At 74.4% G+C, this 3,864-nt stretch carries 4 protein-coding genes; 1 reads left to right on the forward strand and 3 read right to left on the reverse strand.

Annotation, left to right across the window (positions count from 1 at the left end):
- The coding region (locus tag DQW85_RS26255) for a Stk1 family PASTA domain-containing Ser/Thr kinase (protein ID WP_113702618.1) at positions 1-1,005 on the forward strand (1,005 nt) is incomplete at its 5' end.
- Positions 1,006-1,085: 80 nt separating this feature from the next.
- Here the strand turns inward: DQW85_RS26255 and alc are convergent.
- The 3 genes from alc to DQW85_RS26270 all read right to left on the reverse strand — a co-directional run.
- A complete protein-coding gene (gene alc / locus DQW85_RS26260; RefSeq protein ID WP_113702619.1) occupies positions 1,086-2,030 on the reverse strand; it encodes an allantoicase in 945 nt (314 codons plus the stop codon).
- Positions 2,031-3,377: an allantoinase AllB gene (gene allB, locus DQW85_RS26265; protein ID WP_113702620.1), complete on the reverse strand. Its 1,347-nt coding sequence runs from the start codon at positions 3,375-3,377 to the stop codon at positions 2,031-2,033. It lies immediately after the preceding gene.
- Between the two features lie 65 nt (positions 3,378-3,442).
- The coding region (locus tag DQW85_RS26270) for a glycerate kinase (RefSeq protein ID WP_162795392.1) at positions 3,443-3,864 on the reverse strand (422 nt) is incomplete at its 5' end.

The raw sequence follows: 3,864 nt of genomic DNA on the forward strand, positions 1-3,864 counted from the left end.
CACGCCGCGCCGGTGCCCGCGCCCCACCCGACGCTCATCCAGCCCCGCGCCGAGATGCCGGGGCGCGGCCGGGCCGGGCGCGGCGGGTTCAGGCCGAGCTGGTTCCTGATCGCGCTGGCCGCCGTGATGGTGGCGGCGATCGCGCTGACCGGCTGGTACGTATCGCGCCCCCAGTACGTGGCCGTGCCCGGCGACCTGGTCGGCAAGAACGTCGCCGTGGCCGAGCAGAACCTCGCATCCCGCGGCTTCAAGGTGCGCAGAGCGGCCGGCCAGTACGACGAGAAGCTGGCCGAGGGCCTGGTGCTGAGCACCGACCCCACCGCCGGGCAGTCGGTCGAGAGCGGCCGGACGATCACCCTGGTGCCCTCGCTGGGCCCCAAGCGGGTGCTGGTGCCCAAGGTCCAGGGCATGAACGAGAGCGACGCCCGCACCGTGATCGCCAAGGCCGGGCTCGCCGTGGGCACGGTCAAGCGCCTGCCCAACCAGCAGGTCGAGCGTGGCATGGTGATCCGCACCTCGCCCCAGGTCGGCGAGAAGGTCAAGGAGGGCTCGAAGGTCGGCGTCTTCCTGAGCGCGGGCCTGGTGATGCCCGACGTGGGCGGCATGACCAAGGACGAGGCCACCGCCTACCTGCAGGAGCAGGGCTTCCAGGTGCAGGTCACCGAGGTGGACGACGACGCCGAGCCGTGCACCGTCATCGCGCAGTCGCCGAGCGCCAACGCCGAGGTCGACAAGGGCGCGTCCGCGATGATCTCGGTGGCGCGCTGCCAGGGCGACTTCTGGGGCTGGTGGAACCGCGGCGACCACCAGGCGAGGGACGACCAGCAGCTCCAGCTGGTGCCGCAGGTGATGGGCAAGAGCGTCACCGACGCCAGGGCGGAGCTGGAGCAGCTCGGTTTCAAGGTCAAGGTGCGCAGGCTGGGCAACGGCGGCGTGGTCAGGTACCAGCGGCCGCTGGCCAACAGCGAGCGCCCGGCGGGCTCCCTGGTCTACCTCTGGCACTGAGCCGGCGCTGAGCCGGCGCTGAGACTGTGCTGAGACTGAGCCGGCAGTGAGCCGGCAGTGAGCCGGCCCGCGGGGCCGGCTCAGGCCAGGTGGCCGTGGAGCCGCACCCTCGCGAGCCCGCCGTCCGGATAGATGTCCACGCGCACGTGTGTGACCGGCTCGGTGTGGCCGAGGCGGAAGCGGTGCGGGGTGTCGGGCTGCAGCCTCGTCCTGGGCAGCAGCTCGATCTCGCGGTCGCCGTCCAGGCCGGTCAGGGAGGCGGAGCCGGGGGCGTTGAACAGCAGGTTGGTGGTGTCGATCTCGGCCAGCCGGATGACGCCCCGCCCGGCCAGGCGGACGACGAGCCACTCGTTGCCCTCCTCGCGGCGGCGCGCGGTCTCCCAGCCCTCCGCCTGGTTGCGGGCCAGTCCGGGGGCGATGACGTTGTTGGGAGAGGAGTAGAACTCGTTGGAGCAGGCGGTGACCAGGCCGCCGTTCTGGAGCGCGGCCAGGTCGAGCCCGAGGCCGTCGTACACGGACAGGTCGGGACGTGCCTCGCCGTGGACGCGCAGGCGGGAGATGCCGCCGTCGGGGTACATGTTCAGCCGGACGTGCGTGTAGCGGCCCGGGTCGGTCACGCCGGCGTGGTGCTCGGCGTCGCCCCGGAGCGCCGTCCTGGGCACGATCTCCACCCAGTCGGCGGCCGAGAGCTCGGCCGGCGACGGGTGGCCCTCGACCGCCGCGGCCTCGACCGAGGCGTGCGGCGGGTAGTTGCCCTTGAACCAGGCGGTGTCGATCACCACGCCGCGGATGACGCCGGGCAGGCCGAGCCGGACGATCGCCCAGTCGTGGCCCGGCTCACGGCGGCGGCGCGTCTCCCATCCGTCGTACACCTGCCCCTTGCCGCCGAACGTCTCAGCCTGGAAGCCGGGCCGGCCGGGACGGATCAGGCTCTCCTTCTCGGCGAACGACTCGTCGCTGGCGGCGACGACCGACCCGCCGAGCGTGCGCAGCGCGAGGTCGGGCAGGGAGGTGAAGCTTGCCATCTACCGCTCTCCAAAGAGGAACGTCCCGTGCGGCTCGCCGCCGGCGGGCCTGCCACGGAGCCAGGTGGTGAGGACCGCGCCCTTGAGGGTGCGCCCGTGGTACGGCGTGACCGGGTTGCGGTGGTGGAGCCGGCGGGCGTCCACGGGGTGGTCGGCGTCGGGGTCGAACGCGACGAGATCGGCGTCGCCGCCCGGCCTGATGCCGCCCTTGCCGGGGATACCCGCCAGGGCGGCGGGGTTCGCCGACATCCACCGCGCCACGGCGTCGAGCCCGTGGCCGCGGCGGGACGCCTCGGTCCAGACGGCGGCCAGCCCGAGCTGGAGCGAGGCGACGCCGCCCCAGGCGGCGGCGAAGTCGGGCACCTTGAGATCGGCGGTCGAGGGCGAGTGGTCGGAGACGACGCAGCTCAGCACGCCTCTGGCCAGCCCGTCCCAGAGCAGGTCGCGGTTGGCAGCCGAACGGATCGGCGGGCAGCACTTGTAGCTGGTGTCGCCCTCGGGCACGTGTTCGGCGGCCAGGGTCAGGTAGTGGGGGCAGGTCTCCGCGGTGACGCGCACCCCTTCGGCCCGCGCGGCCTCCAGCGGCTCCAGGCAGTCGGCGCTGGAGACGTGCAGGACGTGCGCCCGCGCGCCCGTCTCCCGGGCGAGCCTGATCACCTGCTCCACCGCGCTCCGCTCGGCCGCCCCCGGCCGGGATTCCAGGAACTCCCGGTACGTGGGGCCGGCCGGGTCGCCGAGCAGCGCCGGGTCCTCGGCGTGCACGACCATGAGCCCGCCGAACGCGGCGATCTCCTCCAACGCCCGCCGTGCCTGTGCCAGGTCCAGGTGCGGGAACTCGTCCACGCCGGACGGCGACAGGAAGCACTTGAACCCGTGGACCCCGCGGTCGTGCAGCGGGCGCAGATCCTTGACGTTGCCGGGCACCGCGCCGCCCCAGAAGCCGACGTCCACGTGGCACCGGCCCGCGGCGGCCCGCAGCTTGGCGTCCAGGGCTTCGACGTCGACGGTGGGCGGGATCGAGTTGAGCGGCATGTCCACGATCGTGGTGACACCGCCGGCGGCGGCCGCCCTGGTGGCCGTGGCGAAGCCCTCCCAGTGGGCGCGGCCGGGCTCGTTCACGTGCACGTGGGTGTCGACCAGGCCGGGCAGGAGGGCGATGTCGCGCAGGTCGATGTCCTCGGCCGCCTTCAGGGGCGCCGCGTACTCGTGGAGGGCCGCGATCCGCCCGTCGCGCACGGCGACGGCCACGGCGCGCTCGCCCTCGGGCGTGACGGCCCGCCGGGACCTGACGACCAGATCGTACGAGGTCGTCGCCGCTCCCCCGGGGAAGCCGGCCGGGCCGGGCATCACACCCGCGGGGGAGTTCGCCGGGCCGGGCATCACATCCCCGGGCGAGTCCGCCGGGCCGGGCATCAGGCCCTCTGGGGCAGCCACTCGGCCGCCAGGCGGGCCGCGAGGCGTTCGAGGAGGGGGCCGGCCTCGGCCATGCAGCGCTCGGGGTCGGGCTCCAGGTCGGTGAGTGCGTAGGCCGCCTCGATGCCCGCCGCCTTGAGGTCCGCGTCCGGCAGGGCGCGGCGCCCGCAGACGGCGACCACCGGGACGCCCGCCCTGGCCGCCGCCTGTGCGACACCCACGGGGGCCTTGCCGCGCAGGGACTGCTCGTCCAGCGAGCCTTCGCCGGTGATCACCAGGCGGGCGCCCTTGACGTGCTCGCCGAACCCGAGCAGCCCGAGCAGGTAGTCGATCCCCGGCCGGATCTCGGCGCGCAGGAAGGCCAGCGCCGCGAAGCCGATGCCGCCGGCGGCGCCCGCGCCCGGCGCGCCGGCGACGCCCA

Origin of the sequence: Nonomuraea lactucae, from assembly GCF_003313395.1 — a bacterium.
In the GTDB taxonomy this organism is placed as follows: Bacteria; Actinomycetota; Actinomycetes; order Streptosporangiales; family Streptosporangiaceae; genus Nonomuraea; species Nonomuraea lactucae.